Origin of the sequence: Labrenzia sp. THAF187b (genome assembly GCF_009363375.1) — a bacterium.
Taxonomy (GTDB): Bacteria; Pseudomonadota; Alphaproteobacteria; order Rhizobiales; family Stappiaceae; genus Roseibium; species Roseibium algicola.
Genome location: NZ_CP045344.1, coordinates 716,844 through 741,772 on the forward strand (window position 1 = coordinate 716,844; position 24,929 = coordinate 741,772).

The following is a 24,929-nucleotide window of genomic DNA, read 5'->3' on the forward strand; positions in this document are numbered from 1 at the left end:
CTCAGGCGGCACTCTCGCGAACGGCATATTCGGCGGCACGGATGGCCTCCGGCGTTCCGATATGCAGCCACAGGCCTTCCATCTGAACGCCGTAAAGACGTCCGGCTTCAATCGCCCTGTCGAAAAGCCTGTTCATGGAGAACGGCCCGTCCGGGGCATCTTCGAACAGGCGCGGGTGCAAAATGGTTGCGCCTGCATAGGCAAAGGGCGTCACGCCCTTTTCCTGCCGCCGGGTCAACGCGCCGTCCTTTGCCATGTCGAAATCACCACGGCCGGAATAGCCAACCGCTTTCACGGTTTCGGCAACCAGAAGCAGGGCGTCCATGCGGCTCTCGTCCCAGGCTTCGATCATGTGTTCCAGGTTGGGTTTGACGCCCTCGATCCAGTAGCAGGTATCGGCATTGAGCTGGAAGAACGGCTCTTCCCCCAATAGCGGCAGCGCCTTCTTGATACCGCCCCCGGTTTCCAGAAGCTGCTCACGCTCATCGGAGACGAGAATTTCCATGTCGGCACGCCGGCGAACGTGAACCTCCACCAGATCGGCAAGGTAGTGCACGTTGACCACACAGGTCTTCACGCCCGCTGCTGCGAGCCGGTCCATGCCATGGTCGATCAGGGCCTGACCGTTGACCTCGATCAGCGGCTTGGGTGTCGTTGCCGTCAGCGGGCGCATGCGCTTGCCGAGGCCTGCGGCCAGGATCATGGCTTTGGAAGGGCGAAACCGCTTGTCTGTCATCATCTGTCTCAAATGTGCGACCGGTTGAACGCGGCGCGTTCAGTGCCGATAGCGTGCGTACCAGTCTTTCAAATCCGACAGGAACGGCCTGTCAAGCACCCGGTCGAGATAGCCTAGCATGCGCGGCAAATGGCTCAAGTAAGCCGGCTTACCATCGCGTTCGGCCAGACGGACGAAGATGCCGAGGATCTTGGAGATCCGCTGCGCCGCCATGACCGCGTAGGCTTTCGAAAAACCAACTTCATCGAACTCTGCGGACTGCATTTTTCTTGCCGAGAGATAAGCATCGTAGAGCGCCGTTTCCAGAGCTTCGTCCATGTCCGTGCGGGCGTCCAGCAGCAGGGAAGCAACATCATAGGCAACCGGGCCATAGACCGTGTCCTGGAAATCGATCAAGCCGATCCTGTCGGTTCCTTCAGCACCCGCCTGCCAAAGGAGGTTCGGCGAATGAAAATCGCGCAGCACCCAACCTGTCTGGGCCTCGCTTATGTCTTCAAGTGCCTCGCGCCATAGCCGTTCGAATTCCGAGCGCGTGCTCTCGTCGGCCGGCTTTCCGGACACCTTCGGGACATACCAGTCCAGAAACAGCGCCGCTTCGGCAACAAGCGCGTCGGCTGAATAGTCGGGGACCTGATACAGCCCACCATCAGCGAGCGAGACCGTCTTTGGCCAGGCCTCACCATGCATCTTCGCCAGGACATCGACGGCGGCAACATATCTTTCGCGCACCGGTTTGCCGTCTACCACGATGGTATCCCGGCCAAGATCGGACGAGAGGATCAGCCCGTTTTCCAGGTCGCTCGCCATAAGATCGGGCGCGCGAAGACCATGGTTCCTGAGTTCCGTTCCCACCGCGACAATCGCCCGGCAGTCGCGCGCCAGATGCACCTTTTCCATGTAGGCGCGGACAGCTTCCGGCACCGCGTCCCCCTGGAAAGGCCAGCGCATCAGAACAGCTGTCGAAGACCCTGTTGCAACCGTCTCGAACGTTCGCAGGGAAGCATCGCCTGCCAGGAAACAACGCTCGGCATCCGGGAGACCAGCGGTCCCCAGAAAGAACCGCGTTGCCAGCGATTGCCCGATCCGGTTCTGCCAGTGCGGGGCGTCCGAATAGAGGCTGAACCGGCGATGGTCATCGTCGTCAGTCGGCTGGGTGATCTGGATCCAGAGGGCATTGCCGGGCAGCAGCTCGTTCGCCTTCTCCGGCCATTCGATCAGCGCGGCTCCCGTTTCCAGAAGGTCTTCCAGCCCGAGCTCTTCCAGTTCTTCGGGCTCTTCAAGCCGGTAAAGATCGAAGTGGGACAGGTCGAAACGCGGGAAATCGTAGGTCTGCACGAGCGTGAAGGTCGGGCTCGGCACTTCCAGCTCCGGCTCACCGGCGAAGGTGCGGATCAGCGCCCTGGTGAACGTGGACTTCCCGGCGCCCAGATCGCCCGACAGGCAAATGACATCACCGGGCTTCAGGACCATCGCGATGTCGTTGGCAAGTCGCCGCGTGCCCTGTTCGTCGGCAATTTCGATTGTCTGAAAGGCGCCCGACAGGGCTTGCAGCTGGTGGTCTGCCATCCGGCGTCCTACTCGGCCGCCGCCTGGTCCGCCAGTTCGGGCCGTGCGGGGAAGACGCAGGTCACCGTCGTGCCCTTGCCTTCGGCGGACTGAATGTCGACCGTGCCGCCATGCAGTTCGACAAAGCTCTTGACGATGGCAAGGCCGAGACCTGCGCCCTGACGGCGCGATCCTGTGTCATGCCCGACAAAGCGGTTGAACACCTGGGTGAGGATTTCAGCTGGAATGCCATAGCCATGATCCTGAACGACGAAGGTCACCTTGTCGTCTTCGCGGCTGCAGCTGACATCGACCACGCCGTCGGGCTCGGAATAGCGCACGGCATTGGAGATGAGGTTGAACAGGACCTGGCGCAGGCGTTTTTCGTCGGCAACCATCATGCCGACATCACCCGGCACATGGGTCCGCAGGTTGATACGTGCTTCGGCGATCCGGTCCTTCAGCCCTTCGACGGCTGCTGCCACGGTTGGCGCAACGTCGACTTCACCCAGGTCCAGTTCCATGATGCCGGCATCCAAGGTTGCCAGATCCAGAATGTCGTTGATGATGGCAAGCAACGCCGAGGAGGACGACTGGATGTAGTCCGCATATTCGCTCTGCTTGTCGGAGAGCTCTCCGAATTTCGGATCTGCCAGCAACTGGGCGAAGCCGATGATGTTGGTCAGCGGCGAGCGCAGTTCGTAGGAAACATGCTGGATGAAGGCGTTCTTGATCTGGTCGGCCTGTTCCAGTGCCTCGTTCTTTTCCAGAAGTGCCCGCTCGACATTGACGCTGTCCGTTACGTCGACAAAGGTCACCAGCGTGCCGCCATCGGGCAGCGGAACAGTGGCATAGTCGACGACATCACCGTTGTGGCGTTCCAGACGACTGACCTTCTGGGTGCGGTTGTCGAGAAGTCCCGTCACGTTGCCGGCAAGCTGTTCCCAGGCATCGCGCTCGGTTTCATTGAGCGTGCAGGCGGAGACGACTTCCTTGACGTGCGGCAGTTCGGAAAGCTGATCCTCTTCCAGACCCCAGATACGACCGAAAGCCGGGTTCCAAAGGCGCAGGCGCCCGTCGGACCCGAACACGGCAACGGCTTCCGACAGATTGTCGAGGGTTTCCCCCTGGACGCGGGTCAGCGCGTTGTAGCGGCTTTCCAGATCGAGCTGCTCGGTGACGTTTTCATAGATATAGGTGACGCCGCCTTGCGGGTGCGGATTGGCAATGACGCGCAGGGTGCGGCCATCGGGAAGATGCCACCAGCTTTCGCGAGCTTCCAGAGACTGGTAGCTCTCCATCATCTTGTTGCGCCAGACGCGATAGTCCGCCTGTTCCGGGATCTTGCGCGCCGCGCGCAATGCATCCAGAACCGCGCTGTCTTCCGGCCGGCTTTCCAGGAAGGCAGGATCGAGATCCCACAACTGGCGGAAGGCCGCGTTGTAGAATTGCAGCTTGCGATCGGCGCTGTAGATGGCAACCGCAGCTGCCAGCTGGTCCAGCGTGCGGCCGTGGAAGTCCTCGGCGCGGCCGAGTTCCTTCTGGGCCTGTTCCAGTTCGCTGATGTCCACGGCAATGCCGGCTCCGCCGACATTGGCATTGACATCGGTCACTTCGAACACCCGGCGTTCACCGGAGGCGACGATGGGAATACGTGCGTTGAAACAGCCGTCTTCGTTACGCTGGACGGCCATGGCGGTGCGTGCAGCAGCGTCGAGGAAGGTTGCCCCTTCCTTGATCGCAAGATCGGCGTCGGTCATGTCGACCGCTTCCGCATAGGCCTGGTTGGCCCAGATGAGATTTCCTTCCGCATCGCGCTGCCAGGCCGGTGCCGGCATGGCGTCCAGCAGCGCGTGCAGCATATGCAGTTCGCCGGAAATCTTGGCATTGCGGGCAGCAAGTTCCGCCTGCATCTGACGTTCGCCAGTCAGATCGCGCAGACGCAGGACCACAGCACCGCCGGTGGTGCGCCCCAGCGCTTCCACATAGGTTCCGGTGCGGGTCTTCAAGGTGGTGGTGAAGGCTTCGCCGGTTCGGAACAGCATGTCCAGATGACGTTCCAGATCGCCGGCGCATTTTGCCGTCAGCCAGCTGCCGAACGCAAGCAGTTGCGCCGGGGGGCGCGGCACGCCAGATTTTTCGGGAAGAATGCCCCAGATCTGCGGCATGGCGCCGTTGCCGGTCCAGACGATCACGCGTTGCTCGTCGGTATTGAGCATCGCCTCCAGGCGGTCGACCCGGAATTTGAGATCGCTCTTTTCCTTTTCCAGCGCGTCGGTCAGCAATCCGGATTGTTTGCGATGACGCACGAGAGCGACAGATGCGGTGACGGCAAAGGCGCACATTCCGCCTAACGCACCAAAAAGAATCATGTTATCGGGGGAAATGGCAGCAGTCGTGTCGGCGAGCATGTCGGCTGCCGCTGAACCGCAAGACAGGCTCCAGCCTGCCAGCGCCGTTCCGCCGAGCTTCACCGATTTCAGACTCCAATCTCGCCACGCCGCGCGTGGCCGCGCGTCGTTCCTGCCGCTTATCGGCATATTGTGATCCCCTTGTGCCGCCTTGCCCTGTTCTTGCGGGCTGCAGCTCCCGGTTTCTGGGAGCAAATCAAAGACATCCGCCTCGTGGCCTTTGATTCGCCTAAACCATAACCTTTTTGAGAATCACGCAGAAGAGTCCGTTATTGAAAAGTTAACAGGACCCTTAAAATTAAAGGGTCCTGCATTTTTTTGTTCACAGACCCGAATCGAGGCGATCACCACATCTAGTGGGCCGCCTCGCCGGAATCAGTATTTGTAGTGTTCCGACTTGAACGGACCAGCCTTATTAATCCCCAGATATTGAGATTGCTCGTCCGACAATTCGGTTAACGTGACGCCCAGCTTCTCCAGGTGAAGGCGGGCAACCTTCTCGTCCAGATGCTTCGGCAGCACGTAGACTTCGTTCTTGTACTGATCGCCCTTGGTGAAGAGTTCGATCTGCGCCAGAACCTGGTTGGTGAAGCTTGCGGACATGACAAAGCTCGGGTGGCCGGTCGCATTGCCGAGGTTCACCAGACGGCCCTGCGAAAGCAGGATCATGCGCTTGCCATCCGGGAACACATACATGTCGACCTGGTCCTTGACCGGGCGGCACTGGGTGTTCTTGAGGGCAGCAACCTGGATCTCGTTGTCGAAGTGGCCGATGTTACAGACGATCGCCATGTCCTTCATGCCACGCATGTGGTCGAAGGTGATGATGTCCTTGTTGCCGGTCGCGGTGACGTAGATATCGCCTTCCGGAAGAGCCTGTTCGATGGTCTTGACCTCGAAACCGTCCATGGAAGCCTGCAGGGCGCAGATCGGGTCGATTTCGGTGACGATCACGCGGGCACCAGCACCAGCCAGGGACTGAGCGGAGCCCTTGCCGACGTCGCCGTAACCGCAGACAACGGCAACCTTGCCGGACATCATCACGTCGGTGCCGCGGCGGATACCGTCAACCAGGGACTCACGGCAGCCATAACGGTTGTCGAACTTGGACTTGGTGACGCTGTCGTTGACGTTGATCGCCGGGAACGGCAGGTCGCCCTTCTTCTGCATTTCATAAAGACGCAGAACGCCGGTGGTGGTTTCTTCCGAAACGCCCTGGATCAGCTCTTTCTGCTTGGTGAACCAGCCCGGGTTGGCGGCCATGCGCTTCTTGATCTGCGCGAACAGGCACACTTCCTCGTCCGACTTCGGGTTATCGATCAGACCGGTTTCACCGGCTTCGACCCGTGCACCGAGCAGGATGTAGAGCGTGGCGTCGCCGCCATCGTCCAGGATCATGTTCGCACCTTCGGGGAAGTCGAAGATCTTGTCGGCATAATCCCAGTATTCTTCCAGGGTTTCGCCCTTGGTGGCGAAAACCGGAATGCCTGCGGCTGCAATTGCAGCAGCTGCCTGATCCTGCGTGGAATAGATGTTGCAGGACGCCCAACGGACTTCCGCACCCAGCGCAACCAGCGTTTCGATCAGAACGGCGGTCTGAATGGTCATGTGCAGGGAACCGGCAATGCGGGCGCCCTTGAGCGGCTTGGAGTCACCGAATTCGGCGCGGCAGGCCATCAGGCCCGGCATTTCGTGCTCGGCGATCTCGATTTCGGTGCGGCCCCAGTCTGCGAGCCCGATGTCTTTAACGATGTAGTCGGTCATGAATAAGTCCTGCTGTTTTGAGCCAGCTTCAGGCGCAAGGCCCCTTGAGTGTCGCCGCCATCTCGTGAACCAGTGCCAAAACAGCACCAGGGGCGGGCGACAGCCGAAATCCGGAAGGCTCCGGAAATCGTTGGAAGGGGTTATAGCGTCAGCAGGGTCATCACGCAATAAAGATATAAAGAATTCTTTATATCATATGTCTCAATCACGTCCGGTAGAGATCCGCACGTGACGGCGGCATGCCCGAGGGGCCCTTGGTGCGGCGCGTCGCGACCGTCTGGAAGATGCCGATGGTGCCGCGTTCGAAGCCGAGCGACACACCGATGAGATACGCTACCCACAGCCGATACTTGCGCTCTCCGACCTCCGCCACGGCCGCCTCTTTATGCGCCATGAGGTTCTCGGCCCAAAGGCGCGTGGTGCGGGCATAGTGTTCGCGCCAGGCTTCGACGTCATGAACCTCGAAGCCGTGAGCCTCAAGGTTGGTCAGCGTCCAGCCGATGTGGTCCACCTCGCCGCCCGGAAAGATGTAGCGCACGAGCGTCTGGTATTCCGCCTTCTTGCGGCGAAACTTTTTCAGATCCTTCTTGCCACGCCGCGTGATTGCGTGATGCAGGTAGATCCCGCGCGGTTTCAGCAGGCGGCGGACATGACGGTAATAGTCATCGTGATTGTCGATGCCCACATGCTCGAACATGCCGATGGAGGAGATCTTGTCGAAGTTTCCGCCAAGGTCCCGGTAGTCCTTCAGTTCGACGCTCACCCTGTCTTCCAGCCCCCGCTCGCGAATGCGGTCGCGGGCAAGCTTCAACTGCTCTTCGGCCAGGGTGACACCAACGGCGGTGACCCCGTAATGCTCGGCGGCGTGGCAGATCAGGGCGCCCCAGCCGCAGCCGATATCCAGAAGCCTGTCGCCCGGTTTCAGCCGCAGCTTGCGGCAGATCATGTCGAGCTTGTCCTTTTGCGCCGTCGCCAGATCGTTCGACCAGTCGGAGAAATAGGCGCAGGTATAGAGCATCTCCGGATCGAGAAAGAGCCGGTAGAAATCGTTGGACACATCGTAATGGAACGCGATGTCGTCCTTGCGGCTGCCGGAGCTTCGGTCCGCCGACTGGCCGGCATCAAGCCCGTTCGGGTTGGCTTCGGCCTTGCGGCCCGAGCCGCGCCAGAGCGAAAAAGCGGTTTTCAGCAGCAACGTCTTGTTGAGGCGCTTGCGCATTTCCCGGCTCTTGAGCGCCGGCCGCCTTTCGGCAAAATCGAAAATGCTGCCGCCACGCGGGTCGATGTCGCCATTGGCATAAAGATCGATCAGCGTCTTGATGCCGGGACGGCGAAGAAGACGCGTCAGGGCCGCTTCGGAAAGCGCAAGCCGCAGCCCGTCCGCCGGCGCATCGGCGGGCACCCGGGATCCGTCCCAGAGTTCGAACGCGAATTGAAGGTCCAACGCCTCATGGACATGGGCAAGTGCAGTGCGCGCAGCGGAAATCATTCGGTCCTGAGTGTGGCTCGCCATGTCGGCCCCCGGTTCGGTTTGGAAGCGTGTGGCCGATGCCCGGAATTCACTCGATCGACCGCAGCAGGAATGTGTGCCGCAGGGTGGCGGCACGAAATGTCAAAATCAATCTTCTTCGCCAAAGCCGCTTTCGACGAGTTCGGCAATCGCCGCCATGGCGTCTCCTGCATCAGAGCCGGTGACGCTGACAGTGATAAAGCAGCCCGGGCTGGCAGCGAGCATCATGAGACCCATGATCGACGTTCCGCCAACGGTCTGGCCGTCCTTGGAAACCTGGACGTCTGCGTCAAACGTCTCCACCAGCTTCACCAGCTTTGCGGAAGCCCTGGCATGCAGGCCACGGCGGTTGACGATTGTCAGGTCTTTTTCCAACACGGTCTGCGCTGTCATTATTGTTTTAGTTCTGTCCCGACAGCACCTGGCTGGCAACCGAGATGTATTTCTGGCCGGCCTGACGGGCTTCGTCGACAGCATCGGCCAGTTCGCGATCTGCGCGCACGCTGGCAAGCTTGATCAGCATCGGCAGATTGACACCGGCCACCACTTCAACGGATTTGCTGTCCATCACGGAAATCGCGAGGTTGGAAGGTGTGCCACCGAACATGTCCGTCAGAAGCACCACACCCTTGCCGGAATTGGCAGCTTCCACAGCGGCCAGAATGTCCTGGCGCCGCTGCTCCATGTCGTCATCCGGACCAATGGAGATGGTTTCAACCTGTTCCTGTGGACCGACAACATGTTCCAGCGCCGCTTTGAATTCCTCAGCAAGGCGCCCGTGCGTAACAAGTACAAGTCCGATCATGCGTCAGTTAGCCTGATTATCGAGTGCGTTAAGCTCAGGATCCCAAAAGAGATCCGGAAAGAGCCGGGCGTTTATCAGTCTGATGCACTCTCTTCAACCGCTTCGTCAGTTGCAAGCAAAAAACGCCCCTGCTGCCTCAAATATAATCTGGTCCATTGGGGAAAAGGTGCCGTAACGCCCAACGGATCAGGCGCAGGCTGTGCTCAGGGTCGTTTTGCGGGCACAGAACCACCGGTAAATGCACGCCTTCAAGGCAGGCCGTCGCAAGAGCCTGCTCCGGCATCCTCTCGATGGCGTCGGCCGCCTTAAGTTCGACCATCAGATGCACTTGCGCGTGCGGCAGAAAGCGCGTTTCGACAACACCGAAACCGCGTACTTCCATGCGGCCTTCGATCGTCCGCGGCGCATGCGCCTCAAGCCGTCCATCGGCTGCAGCAACATGCGTGTAGTCGTCAGCCACCAGAAGGCCGAGATTGCCTTTGGCCCGTGCCGCCTCGATGACAATATCCGAAAGGGTTGTCTTGCCGCTGCCGGCACCGCCCCGGATCAGAAGGCCGGCTGTGCCCACCACCACGCAATTGGCATGAACCGCCGGAGGCGTCACTTGCTCCGCCCTGCCGGCAGATAGATGGTGAAACGAGCACCTGCAATCTTCTGCTTGCCCTCCCGACCGGGTACCAGCCGGTTGGTGGCGACAATGGTCCCGCCATGGGCTTCGATGATCTGCCGGGAGATCGACAGGCCCAGACCGGAATTGTTGCCGAAGCCTTCGCCTTCCGGCCTGTCGGTATAGAAGCGTTCAAAAATGCGTTCGGTGTTTTCAGCACGGATGCCGGGACCGTCATCATCCACGATGATCTTGATCATCCGGCCGTCCCGGCTGAGATCCACCCGAACCGTTCCGCCGGCGGGCGAGAAGGACCTGGCGTTGTCCAGAAGGTTGCTGACGACCTGTCCGAGGCGAATATCATGGCCTTGCATCTGATAAGGCTTGCTGCCCTGAGCATCTGCAACAGCCAGCTTGACACTTGCCTCTTCCGCTCCGGACCGCTGGTTGGCGGCATCGGCCATGTTGCGCAGCAGTTCGGCCAGGTCGATCGGCTCGGCCTGGATCCGGGCCAGTTCCGCATCAAGGCGGGAAGCATCGGAGATGTCGCTGATCAGACGATCGAGGCGGCGCACGTCATGCTGGATCACTTCCATCAACCGGTCCTGCGAATTCTTGGACTTGGCCAGCGGCAGGGTTTCCACGGCGCTGCGCAGCGATGTCAGCGGGTTCTTCAATTCGTGCGCGACATCGGCGGCAAACTGCTCGATCGCATCGATCTTGTTGTAGAGCGCGTGCGTCATTTCCCGGAACGAACGCGCCAGGTGGCCGATCTCGTCCTGCCGATCCGAAAAGTCCGGTATCTCCTCGCGCGAGGTCGAGCCTCGCCGCACGCGGTCCGCGGCAGCCGCAAGGCGCCTGACCGGGCCGGCAATCGTCCCGGCCAGAAGGATCGACAGAAGGATGGTCACTGTGGCGGCAAACAGGAACACGCGAATGATGGCGATACGTTCGGCCCGCACGATGGCGTCGATGTCACCGCCCTGTGTCGACAGGAGCAAGGCCCCAAGGACCGCGCGGAACCGCTGGATCGGCACGGCAACGGAAACGATCAGCTCGCCCCGTTGCGAGATCCTCGTCACGCTGGCGGGGGATCCGGCAAGCGCCGCCTCCACTTCCGGATAGGCGCGGCCATCACCGCCGCCTACGTCCTGATAGATCGGCAGGTCACCCTGGCGCAGCCAGCGCTTGACCCATTGCCAGGTCGAATCCCAGAAGCCTTCCTCCTCCGCCGTCGGAGGCGGCAGATCGAAGCGCAGGATCTGGGCGCTGGTATAAAGGTGGCGGCTATCGAGGATAAGAATGCCTTCCGGATCATAGATCCGCGCCCGGGTCTTGGTCGGCGAAATCAGGCGGCGCAGCACGGGACCGACCCGTTCCGGGTTGATCGGAAAATCGAGACTGTCGAGGTCTTCCTGGGTCGGGGTAATGCTTTCGCCCGCCTGCAACTGCAACAAGCGTTCGGGGTCGACGGTGATCGTGCCCGTATCGACGGTGGCGGAAGCGGCAATGGCGCCGGCAATGATTTCGCCCTGGGTCAGAAGGCTCTGCACCCGTGCATCGATCAGACCCGCGCGAAACTGATTGAGGTACAGAATACCGATCACCAGTGCCAGCAGACCCACGAGGTTGATGGCGATGATCCGCCGCGTCAGCGACGAGAGAACATACGTTCCGAAGATACGGCCCAACTGGCTGAGCAGACGGCGACGGATGCGCTTGTTGCCAAGTCGGCGCAGACGGGAACGATCCGAACCGTTCTGAGGTTCAGAGGCACCAATCTCTTCCGCGCTCTCGCTTTCCACCGCCATTCGGGCTCACATTAGATCAAAGGCTGTTCAATCGAAACCGACTGAACAGCCAAAAGCAGATCGTTTCCAGGTTTTACCGGGACAGCCGCTCTACCGGTCCGTTTCAGACTTCCCGGAAACGATACCCGACGCCGTAGAGGGTTTCGATCATGTCGAAGTCGTCATCAACAACCTTGAACTTCTTGCGCAGCCGCTTGATGTGGCTATCGATGGTGCGGTCGTCCACATAGACCTGATCGTCATAGGCCGCGTCCATGAGCGCGTTACGGCTCTTGACGACACCGGGCCGCTGCGCGAGCGCGGACAAGATCAGGAATTCGGTTACGGTCAGCGTGACGGGTTTGCCGTTCCAGGTGCAGGTGTGACGCTCCTGGTCCATTACCAGCTGGCCACGTTCCAGCAGTTTGTCGGCATCGTCGCGCGGCGTGGACGCGTCACGCGGCTGCGCCCGGCGCAGCACCGCTCGCACACGCTCGACCAGAAGCCGCTGCGAAAAGGGTTTGCGGATGAAATCGTCGGCGCCCATCTTCAGGCCGAAGAGTTCGTCGATCTCGTCATCCTTGGAGGTCAGGAAGATTACCGGCAGATCGGAGTTCTGGCGCAGGCGGCGCAGCAGTTCCATGCCGTCCATACGTGGCATCTTGATATCGAAAATCGCGAGTTCCGGCGGGTCGCTCTGCAGGCCGTCGAGCGCCGATGTACCGTCGGTGTAGGTTTGAACGCGATAGCCTTCCGCTTCCAATGCGATAGAGACCGAAGTCAAAATGTTGCGGTCGTCATCGACCAGGGCAATTGTCGGCATGCTTTGTTTTTCCATTTCCGGCAACGCACCGATGGCGCGCATCGGCATTAATGTAACACACAGCCTTTGGCCTGCTAAATGCGCATAAATTAAGGCAATCCGCCTCCGGATATGCTTGCATGACACAAAGACCGCCCAGCCGGCTGCATTGGTGGGGATCACTGTAAAAGATTTCAAGAGACCAACTTAACGTCAAGTCTCGTACATTGGTGGCGAGGCTCAGTCGAGTCTCTATTACAAGTGCGAAATGAACGCACTTTCTTTCGATTCAATCAACATTTCGAACATTCCGAAAGTTTCGATTTTTAGTTCGACGTCCAAATTAATCATTGGCAATTTAATGGTGATTTTTAATCGATTAAACAATTACATAGCACCTTTGGTAGTCTTGCTGCCTTTTGGTCATTCCACTACGTTCGCAGCCCTCACAGCCAGATTTAGGTTTTCTTAACTTTCTCCGGCCGTGACAAAACTAGCCCCCATCACGAGGACTGCGGGAACATGCAAGAAGTAGGTGTCAGGAATCCCTCAATTGGTTGCGAAACTTTCGGCTTCAAAGGCCTGAAAGCGCTCTATTGGAACCAGAACGAGCCTGCTCTTTATGAATATTCCCTCTCCCGCGGCGAAGCGCAGCTAGCTGCCGGCGGCGCGATTGTTGCTGAAACCGGTGTTCACACCGGCCGCTCGCCGAAAGACAAGTTCGTGGTTCTGGACGACGAGACCCGCGACACAGTGTGGTGGGACAACAACGCCCAGATGTCGAAAGCCAATTTCGACCTGCTGCTGTCCGATTTCCTTGCCCACGCTGAGGGCATGGAGCTGTTCGCACAGGACCTTTACGGCGGCGCTGACAAGACCCATCGCCTGCCGGTGCGCGTCTACACGGAATATGCCTGGCATTCGCTGTTCATCCGCAACCTCCTTCTCCGGCCCGAGACTTCCGAGCTGGAAGGCTTTGCGCCGGACATGACAATCATCGATCTGCCGAGCTTCAAGGCGGATCCGGAACGCTACGGTTGCCGGACAGAAACCGTGATCGCCTGCGACCTGACCCGCAAGATCGTCCTGATCGGCGGAACCTCCTATGCAGGCGAAATGAAGAAGTCCGTCTTCACCATGCTGAACCACCTGCTGCCGGCAAAGGGCGTCATGTCCATGCACTGCTCGGCGAACTTGGGCGATGCAGGCGATACCGCAGTGTTCTTCGGCCTGTCCGGCACCGGCAAGACCACGCTCTCCGCCGACCCGTCCCGCACGCTGATCGGCGACGACGAGCACGGCTGGGGTGAAAGCGGCGTCTTCAACTTCGAAGGCGGCTGCTACGCCAAGACCATCAAGCTTTCCGCTGAAGCCGAGCCGGAAATCTACTCCACCACCCAGCGCTTCGGCACTGTTCTGGAAAACGTGGTTCTGGACGAGAACCGGGTGCCGGATTTCGACGACGGTTCGAAAACCGAGAACACCCGCGCCGCCTACCCGATCCACTTCATCTCCAATGCCAGCGACACCGGCTGCGCACCGATGCCGAAGACCATCATCATGCTGACAGCCGATGCCTTCGGCGTCATGCCTCCAATCGCGCGTCTGACACCGGCCCAGGCGATGTATCACTTCCTGTCCGGGTACACCGCCAAGGTGGCCGGCACGGAAAAGGGTGTTACCGAGCCGCAGGCGACCTTCTCGACCTGCTTCGGCGCGCCGTTCCTGCCGCGGCATCCGTCCGAATACGGCAACCTGCTGAAAGACCTCATTGCCAAGCACAATGTGGATTGCTGGCTGGTCAACACCGGCTGGACCGGCGGTGCATACGGCACCGGTCAGCGCATGCCGATCAAGGCCACCCGCACGCTGCTCACTTCCGCACTGAACGGCAGCCTGAAGGACGCCGAGTTCCGCACCGATGCGAACTTCGGCTTCGATGTTCCGGTTTCCGTCGAGGGTGTCGACGATACGATCCTGACCCCGCGCGAAACCTGGACAGACAAGGATGCCTATGACGTTCAGGCCGCCAAGCTGGTGCAAATGTTCGTCAAGAACTTCGCGACCTTTGAAGCCCATGTCGACGGTGCGGTGCTGAATGCCGCTCCCGCCGTGCGTATGGCTGCCGAATAAGCCCGACAATAATACCCCGCAAAACCTGAACGGCTCCTCCCCCTCGAGGAGCCGTTTTTTCGTGGGTAGACAACGCTCTTGTCCTTCCCGATCGCGACGTCCCGCCGGATAGATGATCGCTGAGAAAGTCCGGCGGCGGCGCGAGGAGCACAGGGTGATTCTGCGCTTGCTTTCCCTCGCCTGCTCTCTTTCATCAAATTCAGAAAGATCTATATTGGAGGTCCTACCTTGAAGGGGCGACCTCATGACGGCCACAGAGACGACTTCCATTCCCGACGTTTTGAAGACCGCCGAAAGCTGGCGCGGTGCGGGACGTTCCGTTGCACTGGCGACAGTGGTCGAGACCTGGGGTTCCGCGCCACGCCCGGTCGGGTCCCATCTTGTCATTGATGCCGAAGGCAACTTCGAAGGCTCCGTCTCCGGCGGCTGTGTCGAAGGGGCGGTGGTGTCCGAGGCAATCGACGTCATCGAGACCGGCAAGCCGACCACGCTGGAATTTGGCGTTGCCGATGAAACTGCCTGGCGTGTCGGCCTTTCCTGCGGCGGCCGCATTCGCGTCTACGTCGAACCCGTCACCTGATCCCGGATCTGATTTCGATGACCACGGAAACCCTGCTTGCCTTCGTCGCCGCTACGGCTCTTTTCGCCTATATGCCCGGCCCGGCCCTGCTTTATACCGCCGCACAGACGATCGCCCGCGGACAGCGGGCCGGTTTCATGGCTGCCGCGGGTATTCACCTGGGCTGTTATGTGCATGTCTTTGCCGCAGCCTTTGGCCTGTCGGCTATCTTCAGTGTCGTGCCGACACTCTATTTTGCGCTGAAGCTGGTTGGCGGGCTTTATCTGATCTTTCTCGGCATCCAGATGATCCGGACCCGCGTAGTGGCCGGACCGACACCCAATCTGCCCCAAAAATCCGAAAAGCGAGCCTTTGCTGACAGCGTGCTGGTGGAGGTTCTCAATCCCAAGGTCGCCATCTTCTTCATCGCCTTCCTGCCGCAGTTCGTCACCCCTGACGCAAGCCTGCCGATCTGGGCGCAGTTCCTGATCCTGGGAACGTTCGTCAACTTCGCTTTCACCTCGGCAGATATCGTCACCGTTCTTTTTGCAAGCCAAGTGAAAAAGCGGCTGACCAGGACATCGAGGTTCCAGAGCCTCACACGCTGGCTTGGAGGATCTCTTCTGGTAGGACTTGGACTGAAACTGGCAACGGACCGCGCATAGACCATGGACTTTTCCCTGCTCAGTGACCTCAACAAGGACCGTGCCGCGCGCCGTGCGGCGATCCTGGTGACCGACATGGTGGACGGGCGGCAACGCCTCGTCCGCAAATCCGACGATTTTTCCGGCGATCCCCTGTCTGAGGAACTTGCAAGGCGTTTCCGCTCCGGCAAATCCGGCATGATCACCGGAGAAAGTGGCGAAGTCTTCCTGAATGTATCACTACCTGCGCCGCGCCTGGTCATCATCGGCGCAGTGCACATCAGCCAGGCGCTTGTTCCGATGGCGGAGATTGCGGGGCTCGATGTGACCGTCATTGATCCGCGCACGGCCTTTGCCACCGATGACCGCTTTCCCGGAAGCACACTCAAGGCGGACTGGCCTGAAGAGGTCTTGAAGGATGCGCCCCTTGATGCCTTCACGGCCGTTGCCGCTGTCACACATGATCCGAAGATAGACGACTTCCCCTTGATGGAAGCGCTGAAGACCGGATGTTTCTATGTCGGGGCGCTCGGCAGCCGCAAGACACACGGCAAGCGTCTGGAACGCTTTACCGAAGCCGGTCTGGCACCTGAGCTGTTGGAACGGATCGATGCTCCGATCGGTCTCGATATCGGTGCGGCTTCACCGGAGGAAATTGCGGTTGCCGTGCTGGGCGCCATCATCAAGGCGTTGCGGACGGCTCCGGGAGCTGCCGCATGATATTCGGCCCCTGTCCGCCGGAAGATGCCGAAGGCTGTATTCTCGCGCACCGGACAGCCCTGCCGAAGCGTGTGCTGAAAAAAGGCCACCGCCTGACAGGGCAAGACTGCGCCGACATGGCCGCCGCCGGTATCGACAGCCTCATGGTTGCCAGGATAGAGCCCGGCGACACCGGAGAGGATGCCGCGGCCGAGCAGCTCGCCACCGCCGCTGCAGGTGCGGGCCTTGAGACCGACACCGCCTTTACGGGGCGCATGAACCTCTATGCCGCCATCAACGGCGTCCTGGTGGTCGATGCGGATGCGGTTACCGCGGCCAACCGGATTGATCCGGCCATCACCTTCGCGACTCTGCCAAACTACAGCAAGGTTCTGGCCGGCCGAATGGTTGCAACCGCGAAGATCATTTCCTTTGCCGTTCCAGAAGAACAACTGGGAGCCGCCGAAAGCGCCCTCAAAGGTGCCGTCCGCATTGCCGGTTTCAGTCCGCGCAAGGTTGGCCTTGTCGCAACGCAACTGCCGCATCTCAAGCCCTCGACCATGGACAAGACCCGCCGCGTGCTGGAAGACAGGCTGCTGCCGAGCGGATCAATCGTCCTGAGTGAGCACAGGGTCGCCCACAGCAGCGAGGCCGTTGCCGAATCCTTGCGGTCTCTGAAGGAAGAAGGCGCTGATTTTCTGATCCTGTTCGGGGCCTCTGCCGTTGTTGACAGGCAGGACGTGCTGCCTGCGGGTCTGGATATTGCCGGGGGGACGGTGCACCACCTGGGTATGCCGGTGGATCCCGGCAACCTGCTGATGCTCGGAAGTCTCGACGACATTCCCGTGCTGGGCGCACCGGGCTGCGCCCGAAGCCCGAAGGAGAACGGTTTCGACTGGGTTCTGGACCGCCTGCTTGCCGGACTGGAAGTACACCCCGACGACATTACCGCAATGGGTGTTGGAGGCCTTTTGATGGAAATCGGGACACGGCCGCAGCCCCGCGAAGGCAAACGCAAGGGCGAAGCTGCCAGGATCGCGGCGCTGATCCTTGGCGCTGGCAAGTCATCCCGCATGGGCGGTCCGAACAAGCTGCTTGCGACGCTGGACGGCAAGACCCTGATCCGGCATGCCGCGGAAGCTGCCGCCGGCGCCGGTCTGTCACAGACCGTTCTGGTAACCGGGCATCTGGCTGAAGAGGTCGGCGCGCAGGTGGAAGATCTGGACGTGACGCTGGTGCACAACCCGGATTTTGCAGACGGCATGGCCGGTTCCATCCGCACCGGCATGAATGCTCTTTCCGCAGATACCGATGCGGTGATCGTACTTCTGGGCGACATGCCACGCATCGGCAGCGATGTTCTGAAGAGGCTGATCGGCACTTACCGCGAAAACGACAACAGTCTGATCGTCACCGCAACAGCGGATGGGAAACGGGGCAATCCGGTTTTGTGGGACCGGCGCTTCTTCGAAGCCCTGAAATCCTTGAGCGGCGACGTTGGAGCGCGCCACATCATTGGCGAAAACCCCGGGTTCGTGGCCGAGGTCGAGATCGGATCCGCCGCAAGACTGGATCTTGATACACCCGATGCGCTTCGGCAGGCTGGAGGCAAGTTGCCTGAGCCAAAAGGCTAAACCTTTGGCCTGGCAAAGTAAGCCGAAGCAATAAAGCCAAACGATAACATTACATTAACCCGGTATGCACTGAATGCAGGCCGGAATTGCCAGCTATTCTATTGCAATTTTGTGACATGCCGCTTATGTAATGCCTGCGCTTGCTGAAGGGCACCCAATTGGGTTGGACAACGGATGACGTCCCGGGCGCCGCTTACATCCGATTCCTGTCGAAAGCTGTTCGGATCCTCCCTCCCGAGGATGCTCGAGCGCTTTTGTCGCTTGGTTAAAAGAAGAACGAAGGAAAACGTCATGGCTGACTTGTCTCTCCCGCGCCCGGGCTGCTGCAAATGGGCAGAAGGTGATTCTGGTAACTACATCTTCCCGTGCAGCACGCGCGTCGAAGCAGGTGTCTCCTATTGCACCGAACATAGCGCCATCGTCTACATCCCGCCGGAAGAGCGCCGCCGCAACCGTTCCGGTGGTGGCATGAGCCTGTCCTTCCGCCGCGCGGCATAAGAATACAAGCTGCTTGAACTAAAAAAGCAGACATACCGTGGAACACCACGTACCTCGAAACCCGGCCCCCAGGCCGGGTTTTTTATTGCCCGGATTTTCCCGTGCTGGATTTCAAGCCTGCAAGGCTGGACAAAGGGCATGTCAACATCGAGCAACCTCTGGATGAACAGAAGACTTAATGCGATTTTTTCGATCTAAGCAAATATTCTTACCGAATATTACCTAGGGGCGATTCTTCGTTAAAATACAATCACTCTTCTCGCACAAAACAACCCTGCCTTTATGGACAATTTAATTCAATCTCGCAAAGTTAATACTTTGTTTTAGTTCTGTACCTAAGAGTAAATAAACTAAAACCGAGATAGTGACGCGTTCGGCAGAGAGGCACAGTGCATCATGACCCCTGTGCAGGGAGACAGCGAACAGGATCGTCTGGACGCACTTGCGACCCTTCAGATTCTCAATTCTGAACGCCTCCCGGAATACGACGATCTCGTGGAGACCCTTGCCACGATCTTCGATGCCCCGATGGCCTTCATTTCCATCGTCGGAAAGGATGACCTCTGGTTCAAGGCCAAGATCGGCATAGACGTCGACGGCACGCCAAGAAAAGGCACTTTTTGCGATCAGGCGATCCTCTCGCGCGAGTTGATGGTCGTTCCCGACGCCCTCGAAGACCCCCGCTTCCGCGATACGAGCCTCGTTGCCGGTCCACCCTACACACGCTTTTATGCAGGTTTGCCGTTGTGCCTGGATGGCACGCATATCCTTGGGACACTGTGCGTTGTCGATACCAGACCACGGCAGCCAAGCGAAACACAGCTCCGCCAATTGCAGCGTATGGGATCGATCGTCCTAGGTCTGATGAAGTCTCATCGCGCCCAAAGTGAAACGCAATCTGCCCTTCGGGCGACCGAAGAACAGCAACGGCTTGCAATGCGCAAGAGCGACCTGCTGGAAGAGATCACGGCCGTTTCCGGTGTTGGCGGCTGGGAAGTGGATATTGATACCGACACGGTAACCTGGACGGAAAAGACCTGCGAAATCCATGAAGTGGATGACGACTTCGTTCCAACTGTCGATATGGCGCTTTCGTTCTACGCACCGGATTGCCGTCGCCAGATCTCGGATGCAGTCATCAAGAGTATCAAGGAAGGTGTCGCCTGGGATCTTGAACTCCCGTTCGTGACCGCCAAGGGGCGCGAGATCTGGGTTCGCACCGCGGGCAGGCCCATCATCGAAGATGGGCGAGCAACCCGTTTGATCGGTGCCTTCCAGGACATTACCGAACGCAAGCAATCCGAACAGGCCGTGCTTCATTCCGAAGCGGTCCATCGCACCACCCTGGAATCCCTGAGCGAAGGGATCCTCCTCGTCAACAGAGCCGGACAGATCCAGTCCTTCAATCCTGCAGCAGCAGCATTGCTCGGTTACACTGTCGGGGAAATGAAAGGTCAAAAGCTTCAGGATCTCGACCTCGATATCGAATGTGAAGAAGACGGCCACGTTTCCCGCTGCAATCCCCTGCAACAGGCGGCGGTCAATCCGGACAAGGTTTGTAACGTCGTTGCGAACGTGACCCGTCGCGGGACCGACCAGTCCGTCTGGCTGCGGCTGAATGCGAAATCGATTGGCGACGACAATGCGTATGGCCTCGACGGCGTTGTCCTTTCCCTGACTGACGTCACCGCGACCAAGCGGCAGCTCATCGCTCTGCAAGCCATTTTCGACAACCTGCCGGGTGGCCTTGTCTATTATGATCCCGACAGACGGCTTGCGGTCTGCAACAAGGATTTTCAGCGCCTGCTGCAACTGCCGCAGGAATTTATTGATCGCAAGGCGCCATTGCTGGAAGTGGCGACATATCTGGCAAAGCGGGGAGACTACGGTCCGGGAGACCCGGACAAGCTTCTGGAAGAACGGTTCAGGTATTTCGATGATCCCAAACCGCATATCTACGAGCGCGTCAGCCCCGATGGGACACATCTGGAAGTCCGTGGGATCCCTCTGCCGAGCGGCGGCCTTATTACCAGTTTCTTTGATATTTCGGAGCGCAAGCGGGCAGAGAACGTCTTGCGTTATTCCGAGGCCGTCCAAAGGACAACGCTCGAGTCTCTCAGCGAGGGTATTCTTCTGCTGACACATACCGGCGAAATCCAGTCAGCCAACCCTGCTGCGATCGACCTCTTGGGCGTGACCGGGAGGGAGCTGGTTGGGTTGAACGTAACCGACATTGATTTTGGCCTTCGCTGTGATCTTGAAGGCAAGGGCCCGTGCGATGCACCGCTGGAGCTTGCTGCCCGTGACCCGGGATCCCTGAGGGACGTCATCGCCCGTCTCTCCCCCACCAACGGGCGTCCGAGGAAGTGGCTTCGCCTGAGCGCCATGCCAATCGACGACGATCAGGAGTTCGATCTTGACGGTGTCGTCGTCTCCCTGACGGACATTACCGAGACCAAGCAGCAGGCCGACACGCTGCAAAGCATCTTCGACAACTTTCCGGGTGGGATCGTTCACTACGATGAAACGCTCCGGCTCGCTTCGAGCAATCAGCAGTTCCGCGACCTTCTCGAATATTCTGATGAGTTGATTGAAGGACGGCCTTATCTTTACGACTTCTTTCTCTTCAACGCTCGAAGAGGTGACTATGGCCCTGGCGACCCAGAGGCTCTCGCTCTTGAGCGGTATCGGAAGTACGACCTGAAAAAATCGCAGGTGTTCGAACGGCGTGCCGCGAATGGCACCTACATCGAAACCCGGAGCACGCCACTGCCGTCAGGTGGTCTGATCCATAATTTTTACGACATCACCGACCGCAAGAACCTGGAAGAACAACTTGCCGCGAACGAACGGCTGGCACGGCATCGCTCGCAGGAACTGGAAGCCATTCTCGCCAATATGCGCCAGGGTGTCAGCGTCTTCGACGCGCGTGGACGGCTGTCATTGTGGAACCGGCAGTACATCGAGATCTTCAACAAGCCTGAGGGCGATGTTTACGAGGGTGTGAGCCTCATCGAGTTGATCCAGGCCGAGAAGGAACGCGGCGAATTCGAAGGCGACGTTCAGGAACACGTCATGGATCTGATGATCCGTCTTTCAGCCGGCGAAGTGGTCCGTTCCAAGTTCAAACATCCCAGCGGCAGGATTGTCAGCGCGGTCCATGCGCCCTTGCCGGCGGGCGGCTGGATCGGTACGCATGAAGATGTCACGTCCCGTGAACTGGCGGCTGAAAAGATCCAGTTTGCCGCTCACCATGACACCCTGACCGGGCTCGCCAACCGAACGCTATTCAATGCAAAGCTGGACGAAGCCCTGAATGCGGCATCGGCCAATGGCATTGCAGGCGACCTGATGCTGCTTGATCTCGACAAGTTCAAACCGGTGAATGACAGCTTCGGTCATGATGTCGGTGACGAACTTCTTAAAACAGTCGCGCAGCGACTGCGCGAGTGTGTCCGGTCCTCAGATCTTGTCGCTCGTCTCGGCGGCGACGAATTCGGGATTATCCTGACAGGAACAGGTTCCGGCAACGCCAGTACGGCCGAGATCGCCGATCGTATCGTCCGCAAGATCGGGGCACCGTTTGCTGTCCAGGATCACATTATTTCGGTTGGCGTCAGCGTCGGAATTTCTCCGATAACGGGCACGGAACTGGATCCTCGTCCAGTGATAAAACGCGCAGATATGGCGCTTTACGAGGTCAAGCATAACGGGCGTAACGGGTTCAAGTTCTTCGAAGAAGAAGACGTCGCGCGGTTTGCTCGCGCCTGACGTTCGGCTTTCTGATCGAGAGCCGACTGTTTGAGAGGTAGACTGGCAGATACGTCGGAACCGCGCCTCTTGCTTACTTGACCGATCGCTTCCCCCAAAAACAAAAACGCGGTCCGTTGCCGGACCGCGTCATTGAATGAAGCTTGAGGGGGTCGTATCAGGCCTTGGTGAGGGCTTCTGCGACGTCCTTGAGCTGAGCCAGTGTCATTTCGGCTTTCTGCCGCGAGGCATCGTCCTTGGCGTCGGAAACATCTTCCTGCGCATCCTGGATCGCCTGGTCGAGCTGCTCACGGCTGATTTCGCCAACCGGAACGGCCTGTTCGGCCAGAACGGTGAGACCGCCTGCTGCAACATCGGCAAAACCGCCGCGGACGAAATATTCGTCCCAACCACCGTTTTCGCTGCTGCGCACCTTCAGGATGCCCGGCAGGATGGTGGAGATGAACGGGGCATGGTTCTTCAGAACGCCAAACTCGCCTTCGGCGCCCGGTACAACGACCTCTGCGACCTGTTCGGAGAGGAGCTGGCGCTCCGGCGAGACCAACTCAAACTGGAAAAGTTCAGCCATTTGGCGTCTTCCTTGTCAGTCTAATTCTGATGGCAAGCCATCAAGCATGAAGAAGACGGACGCCCGATAACGGGCGTCCGGTCAATTCGCCGATCAAGCGGCTTCAGCAGCCAGGCGCTGTGCTTTCTCGATGGCTTCGTCGATGGAGCCAACCATGTAGAAAGCAGCTTCCGGCAGGTGGTCGTATTCGCCTTCGACCAGACCCTTGAAGCCCTTGATGGTGTCTTCGAGGGCAACCAGCTTGCCCGGAGAACCGGTGAACACTTCGGCCACGAAGAACGGCTGGGACAGGAAGCGCTCGATCTTACGTGCGCGGGCAACGGTGAGTTTGTCTTCTTCAGACAGTTCGTCCATGCCCAGGATGGCGATGATGTCCTGCAGTGCCTTGTAGCGCTGCAGAGTAACCTGAACCGCACGAGCCGTTTCGTAGTGCTCTTCACCGATGATGCGGGCATCAAGCATACGGGAAGTGGAGTCCAGCGGATCCACAGCCGGGTAGATGCCTTTTTCAGCGATCGAGCGGTTAAGAACCGTCGTTGCGTCCAAGTGAGCAAAGGTCGAAGCCGGTGCCGGGTCGGTCAAGTCATCGGCCGGAACGTACACGGCCTGCACGGACGTGATCGAGCCCTTGTTCGTGGTGGTGATGCGCTCCTGCATGCCGCCCATGTCGGTGGCCAGCGTCGGCTGGTAGCCCACAGCGGACGGGATACGGCCGAGAAGTGCGGACACTTCGGAACCTGCCTGGGTGAAGCGGAAGATGTTGTCCACGAAGAACAGCACGTCCTGGCCCTGGTCACGGAAGTGTTCTGCAACGGTCAGACCGGTCAGAGCAACACGTGCACGGGCTCCCGGGGGCTCGTTCATCTGGCCGTAAACCAGAGCAGCCTTGGAGCCTTCTCCGCCGCCTTCCTTGTTCACGCCGGATTCGATCATTTCCCAGTAAAGGTCGTTACCTTCACGAGTACGCTCGCCAACACCTGCGAACACGGAGTAACCGCCGTGCGCCTTGGCGACGTTGTTGATCAGTTCCATGATGAGAACGGTCTTGCCCACGCCGGCGCCGCCGAACAGGCCGATCTTACCGCCCTTTGCGTACGGAGCCAGAAGGTCAACGACCTTGATGCCCGTCACAAGGATTTCAGCTTCGGTGGACTGTTCGATGAACTCCGGAGCGTCCTGGTGGATCGCACGCTTGCTTTCGTGCGGGATCTCACCGGCTTCATCGACCGGCTCACCGATCACGTTCATGATACGGCCCAGGGTGCCGTCGCCAACCGGCACCACGATCGGTGCATCGGTGTCGACCACTTCCTGACCGCGCACCAGCCCCTCGGTGGAGTCCATCGCGATGGTACGTACCGTGTTTTCGCCAAGGTGCTGAGCAACTTCAAGCACAAGACGCGTGCCCTGGTTGTCAACTTCAAGAGCGTTCAGGATCAGCGGCAGGTGGTCATCGAACTTGACGTCGACAACGGCGCCGATGACCTGGGTGATCCGTCCGACCTTTTTGTCAGCCATATCCCTAATCCTCGTCTCGATCCCGTTAGAGCGCTTCCGCGCCCGAGATAATTTCAATCAGTTCCGTCGTAATCTGAGCCTGGCGCTGGCGGTTGTAGTTGATCGTCAGTTTGTCGATCATCTCGCCGGCGTTGCGGGTCGCGTTGTCCATTGCGGACATACGTGCACCCTGTTCAGACGCAGCATTTTCCAGAAGTGCCCGGAAAATCTGAACGGAGATGTTGCGCGGCAGCAGATCCGCAAGGATCTCTGTCTCTTCCGGTTCATATTCGTAAACCGCGTTGGCACCTGCGCCTGCATCAGTGCTGCCAGCCTCGAAATGGGCCGGGATCAGCTGAGTTGCAGTCGGTTCCTGCGCGATCACGGATTTGAAAGTCGAATAGAACAGCGTGCAAACGTCGAACTCGCCATTGTCGTACATGGAGAGCACTTCGCGGCCGATGTCGTCCGCGTTGCTGAAGCCAACGTTCTTAACACTGCGCAGGTCGATGGTCTTGATGATGTGCTGGCCGAGCTCACGCTTCAGGGAGTCGTAGCCCTTCTTGCCGACACAGATGATCTTGACCGTCTTGCCCTGCTTCAGCAGGCTACGCGCTTTTTCACGCGCAAGCTTGGCAATGTTGGTGTTGAAGCCCCCACACAGTCCACGTTCGGCCGTGGCAACGAGCAGGAGATGAACCTGGTCATTGCCGGTGCCGGACATGAGCTTCGGAGCGTCGTCGCGCCCCTCGAAGGCCACCGCGAGGTTGGCCAGCACCGCACCCATGCGTTCCGCATAGGGGCGCGCGGCCTCCGCAGCTTCCTGAGCACGACGCAGCTTCGCCGCGGCCACCATTTGCATGGCCTTGGTGATTTTCTGCGTCGCCTTAACGGAAGCGATGCGGTTTCGTAAGTCCTTCAGGCTCGGCATGGCCGCCCCTGCTCCTTATCCCGGC

Annotated in this window: 20 protein-coding genes; 7 read left to right on the forward strand and 13 right to left on the reverse strand. The window is 59.3% G+C overall.

Annotated elements, in window-relative coordinates; translation table 11 throughout:
- Position 1 precedes the first annotated feature (1 nt).
- The 10 genes from FIV03_RS03345 to FIV03_RS03390 all read right to left on the reverse strand — a co-directional run bounded on the left by FIV03_RS03345 (position 2) and on the right by FIV03_RS03390 (position 11,991).
- A complete protein-coding gene (locus tag FIV03_RS03345) occupies positions 2-736 on the reverse strand; it encodes a nucleotidyltransferase family protein (protein ID WP_152508670.1) in 735 nt (244 codons plus the stop codon).
- Positions 737-775: 39 nt separating this feature from the next.
- The gene (gene tsaE, locus FIV03_RS03350) at positions 776-2,302 is read right to left on the reverse strand and encodes a tRNA (adenosine(37)-N6)-threonylcarbamoyltransferase complex ATPase subunit type 1 TsaE (protein ID WP_152508671.1); all 1,527 of its coding nucleotides are present in this window, start codon (positions 2,300-2,302) and stop codon (positions 776-778) included.
- A gap of 8 nt (positions 2,303-2,310) precedes the next feature.
- Entirely contained in the window at positions 2,311-4,755 is a 2,445-nt protein-coding gene (locus tag FIV03_RS03355) for a PAS domain-containing sensor histidine kinase (RefSeq protein WP_022998976.1), read from the reverse strand.
- Between the two features lie 312 nt (positions 4,756-5,067).
- Positions 5,068-6,456, reverse strand: coding sequence for an adenosylhomocysteinase (gene ahcY / locus FIV03_RS03360; protein ID WP_152508672.1), 1,389 nt, complete (start codon positions 6,454-6,456; stop codon positions 5,068-5,070).
- A gap of 205 nt (positions 6,457-6,661) precedes the next feature.
- Positions 6,662-7,969: a cyclopropane-fatty-acyl-phospholipid synthase family protein gene (locus FIV03_RS03365; RefSeq protein ID WP_152508673.1), complete on the reverse strand. Its 1,308-nt coding sequence runs from the start codon at positions 7,967-7,969 to the stop codon at positions 6,662-6,664.
- Between the two features lie 105 nt (positions 7,970-8,074).
- The gene (locus FIV03_RS03370) at positions 8,075-8,359 is read right to left on the reverse strand and encodes an HPr family phosphocarrier protein (protein ID WP_022998979.1); all 285 of its coding nucleotides are present in this window, start codon (positions 8,357-8,359) and stop codon (positions 8,075-8,077) included.
- Positions 8,360-8,366: 7 nt separating this feature from the next.
- Positions 8,367-8,771 (reverse strand): PTS sugar transporter subunit IIA, encoded by a 405-nt coding sequence (locus tag FIV03_RS03375; RefSeq protein WP_022998980.1) that lies wholly within the window; start codon positions 8,769-8,771, stop codon positions 8,367-8,369.
- 136 nt (positions 8,772-8,907) lie between these two features.
- Positions 8,908-9,375 carry an aldolase gene (locus tag FIV03_RS03380; protein WP_152508674.1) on the reverse strand — a complete coding sequence of 156 codons (468 nt, stop codon included), beginning with the start codon at positions 9,373-9,375 and terminating at the stop codon, positions 8,908-8,910.
- Positions 9,372-11,189 carry a sensor histidine kinase gene (locus FIV03_RS03385; protein WP_152508675.1) on the reverse strand — a complete coding sequence of 606 codons (1,818 nt, stop codon included), beginning with the start codon at positions 11,187-11,189 and terminating at the stop codon, positions 9,372-9,374. Before FIV03_RS03385 ends, FIV03_RS03380 begins: the two co-directional genes overlap by 4 nt.
- Positions 11,190-11,292: 103 nt before the next feature.
- Positions 11,293-11,991: a response regulator transcription factor gene (locus FIV03_RS03390; protein WP_031268674.1), complete on the reverse strand. Its 699-nt coding sequence runs from the start codon at positions 11,989-11,991 to the stop codon at positions 11,293-11,295.
- Positions 11,992-12,492: 501 nt separating this feature from the next.
- Between FIV03_RS03390 and FIV03_RS03395 the strand changes: the two genes are divergently transcribed.
- From FIV03_RS03395 to FIV03_RS03425, 7 genes are all read left to right on the forward strand, one after another.
- Complete coding sequence (locus FIV03_RS03395; RefSeq protein ID WP_152508676.1) at positions 12,493-14,103, forward strand: phosphoenolpyruvate carboxykinase; 1,611 nt, start codon at positions 12,493-12,495, stop codon at positions 14,101-14,103.
- A gap of 244 nt (positions 14,104-14,347) precedes the next feature.
- Complete coding sequence (locus tag FIV03_RS03400) at positions 14,348-14,683, forward strand: XdhC family protein (RefSeq protein ID WP_022998985.1); 336 nt, start codon at positions 14,348-14,350, stop codon at positions 14,681-14,683.
- Positions 14,684-14,700: 17 nt separating this feature from the next.
- Entirely contained in the window at positions 14,701-15,327 is a 627-nt protein-coding gene (locus FIV03_RS03405) for a LysE family translocator (RefSeq protein WP_062490784.1), read from the forward strand.
- Positions 15,328-15,330: 3 nt separating this feature from the next.
- Positions 15,331-16,026: an XdhC family protein gene (locus FIV03_RS03410; RefSeq protein WP_152508677.1), complete on the forward strand. Its 696-nt coding sequence runs from the start codon at positions 15,331-15,333 to the stop codon at positions 16,024-16,026.
- A complete protein-coding gene (locus FIV03_RS03415) occupies positions 16,023-17,639 on the forward strand; it encodes a molybdopterin-binding/glycosyltransferase family 2 protein (protein WP_152508678.1) in 1,617 nt (538 codons plus the stop codon). The genes FIV03_RS03410 and FIV03_RS03415 overlap by 4 nt, the downstream gene beginning before the upstream one ends.
- A 291-nt stretch (positions 17,640-17,930) precedes the next feature.
- The gene (locus FIV03_RS03420; protein ID WP_022998990.1) at positions 17,931-18,137 is read left to right on the forward strand and encodes a hypothetical protein; all 207 of its coding nucleotides are present in this window, start codon (positions 17,931-17,933) and stop codon (positions 18,135-18,137) included.
- 396 nt (positions 18,138-18,533) lie between these two features.
- Complete coding sequence (locus FIV03_RS03425; protein ID WP_152508679.1) at positions 18,534-21,908, forward strand: PAS-domain containing protein; 3,375 nt, start codon at positions 18,534-18,536, stop codon at positions 21,906-21,908.
- Between the two features lie 157 nt (positions 21,909-22,065).
- On the opposite strand, the gene FIV03_RS03430 is transcribed toward FIV03_RS03425, so the two are convergent.
- From FIV03_RS03430 to FIV03_RS03440, 3 genes are all read right to left on the reverse strand, one after another.
- Positions 22,066-22,476 (reverse strand): F0F1 ATP synthase subunit epsilon, encoded by a 411-nt coding sequence (locus FIV03_RS03430; RefSeq protein WP_022998993.1) that lies wholly within the window; start codon positions 22,474-22,476, stop codon positions 22,066-22,068.
- A gap of 93 nt (positions 22,477-22,569) precedes the next feature.
- On the reverse strand, positions 22,570-24,003 hold the full coding sequence (atpD, locus tag FIV03_RS03435) for a F0F1 ATP synthase subunit beta (RefSeq protein ID WP_173013971.1): 1,434 nt from the start codon (positions 24,001-24,003) through the stop codon (positions 22,570-22,572).
- A gap of 16 nt (positions 24,004-24,019) precedes the next feature.
- Positions 24,020-24,904 (reverse strand): F0F1 ATP synthase subunit gamma, encoded by an 885-nt coding sequence (locus FIV03_RS03440; protein ID WP_062490793.1) that lies wholly within the window; start codon positions 24,902-24,904, stop codon positions 24,020-24,022.
- Positions 24,905-24,929: the final 25 nt, after the last annotated feature.